Raw genomic sequence first — 2,584 nt, 5'->3', positions numbered from 1 at the left:
GGCAGCGGCACCGTGGCCTCGGGCGGCCCCCGGACGGGTTCGGCTCCCGCCGGGGCGGCGTCCGCGCCGGATAGGGCCGCGCCGCACAGGGCCGCGAGGAGGGCGAGGCCGGCCAGGCGCGTGCGGGACGACGGCGTCATGCCTCGAGGATCCTTACCCGGCCCGCTCATCCGGCCCGTTTCGCGGACACGGGACCGGCCTGCCCACTGTTTCGCCGCCGGCGACGGCGGGGCTAGGCCCTCCGCGCCACGCATCGCGCGAATTCGGCCCCGCCCGGCCCGAAGGCGGCGCTTTGCGGCCCGGAGGCCACGGACCTATGATGGCGGCGGACCGAGCGACGTTTCCTCCGAAAGGCCCACGCATGACCGCCGACATCGACCGCGTTTCCACCGGGAGCGCGGGATCCGGGGCCAACCCCTTCGACGCGGCGGACTGGGCGACCCCCTACGGCATGCCGCCCTTCGAGGCGATCCGGCCCGAGCACTACGTCCCGGCCTTCGCCGACGCCCTCCGGGCGCACGAGGCGGAGATCGCGGCGATCGCCTCCGGCGGCGAGGCTCCGACCTTCGTCAACACCGTCGCCGCGCTGGAGCGGTCGGGCCTGGCGCTCGACCGGGTCTCCTCGGTGTTCTTCAACCTCACCGGCAGCACCACCAGCCCCGAATTGCAGGCGATCGAGCGGGCGGTGGCGCCGCAACTCGCGCGGCACGGCAGCGCGATCACCCTGAACCCCGCCCTCTGGGCCCGGCTCTCGGCCATCGACCCGGAGGCGGAGGGGCTCGGCGCCGAGGAGCGGCGCGTTCTGGACCGCACCCGCAGCCGCTTCCGCCGGGCGGGCGCCGAACTCGCGCCGGAGGCCCGCGCCCGCATCGCGGCCATCGCCACCCGGCTCGCCGAACTCGGCACGCAATTCTCGCAGAACCTGCTCGCCGACGAGAACGGCTTCGTCCTGCCGCTCGAGGGCGAGGACGACCTCGCCGGCCTGCCGCCGTTCCTGCGCGATGCCTGCGCCGAGGCGGCGGCCGAGCGGGACGGCGGGCACGCCCACCTCGTCACCCTGTCGCGCTCGTTGATCGAGCCGTTCCTCGTCTTCTCGACCCGGCGCGATCTGCGCGAGCGGGCCTATCAGGCCTGGATCCGCCGCGGCGAGAACGGCGGCGAGACCGACAATCGCAGCCTCATCGCCGAGATCGTGGCCCTTCGGGCCGAGCGGGCCCGGCTGCTCGGCTTCGACAGCTTCGCCCATTTCCGCCTCGACGACACCATGGCCGGCTCGCCCGACGCCGCGATGGCGCTCCTGCGCGAAGTCTGGACCCCGGCCCTGCGCCGGGCCGCGGCGGAGCGCGAGCGGCTCCAGGCGCTGGCCGAAGCCGAGGGCGCGTCCTTCGCCATCGAGGCCCATGATTGGCGCCATTACGCCGAGAAGCTGCGCCGGGTGGAGCACGATCTCGACGAGGCCGAGATCAAGCCGTACCTGCCCCTCGACGGCGTGATCAAGGCGGCCTTCGACACCGCCACGCGGCTGTTCGGCCTCGCCTTCGAGGCGGTCTCGGACGTGCCGCGCTACCACCCGGACGTGCGGACCTGGCGGGTGCGCGACGCCGACGGCGCGGAGATCGGCCTGTTCCTCGGCGATTATTTCGCCCGGTCCTCCAAGCGCTCGGGCGCCTGGATGAGCGCCTTCCGCTCGCAGGAGCGGCTGAACGGGGACGTGCGCCCGATCATCGTCAACGTGCTGAACTTCGCCCGCGCCCCGCGGGGCGAGCCGACGCTCCTCTCCTTCGACGACGCCCGCACTCTGTTCCACGAATTCGGCCACGCCCTGCACGGGCTCCTGTCGGACGTGACCTATCCGCTCCTGTCGGGCACGGCGGTGGCGCGCGACTTCGTCGAATTGCCCTCGCAGCTCTACGAGCACTGGCTGGAGCAGCCGGAGGTGCTGCGGACCCATGCCCGCCATCACCAGACCGGCGAGCCGATGCCGGAGGCCCTGCTCGCGCGCCTGCTCGCGGCGCGGACCTTCAACCAGGGCTTCGCCACCGTGGAATACACGGCCTCGGCCATCGTCGATATGACGCTCCACCTCTCGTCGGCAGGCGAGGACGGGCTCGACGTGCCGGCCTTCGAGGCGGACGCCCTCAAGCGCATCGCCATGCCGGCGGAGATCGCGATGCGGCACCGCTCGCCGCACTTCGCCCACATCTTCTCCGGCGACGGCTATGCGGCGGGCTATTACAGCTATCTCTGGTCGGAGGTGCTCGACGCCGACGCCTTCGACGCCTTCCGCGAGGCGGGCGACATCTTCGATCCCGAGACGGCGACGCGCCTGCGCCGCTTCGTCTACGGCGCGGGCAACCTGCGCGAGGCCCGCGACGCCTACGAGGCATTCCGCGGCCGGCTGCCGAGCATCGAGCCGCTGTTGCGCAAGCGCGGGCTCATGGCGGCGTAGGGGCGCCTCTCATCGGGGGCGCTCGGCCCGGCGGATTGCGGCCGGGTCGCGCGCGATCCGCCTGATACGGGCTCCGCTTGATCAAAGCGGAGCCCGTATCAGGCAAGCCCGCGCGGCGTTTGAGCGAAGCCCAAA

At 73.0% G+C, this 2,584-nt stretch carries 1 protein-coding gene; it reads left to right on the top strand.

The window, feature by feature from the left end; all coding sequences use genetic code 11:
• Nucleotides 1-361 precede the first annotated feature (361 nt).
• The gene (locus LW587_RS23795) at nucleotides 362-2,449 is read left to right on the top strand and encodes a M3 family metallopeptidase (RefSeq protein WP_232632043.1); all 2,088 of its coding nucleotides are present in this window, start codon (nucleotides 362-364) and stop codon (nucleotides 2,447-2,449) included.
• Nucleotides 2,450-2,584: the final 135 nt, after the last annotated feature.

Source organism: Methylobacterium sp. Leaf118, assembly GCF_920984675.1.
Lineage (GTDB): Bacteria > Pseudomonadota > Alphaproteobacteria > Rhizobiales > Beijerinckiaceae > Methylobacterium.
The sequence above is the reverse complement of the archived record's forward strand: the minus strand, read 5'-3'. Positions and strand labels throughout refer to the sequence as shown.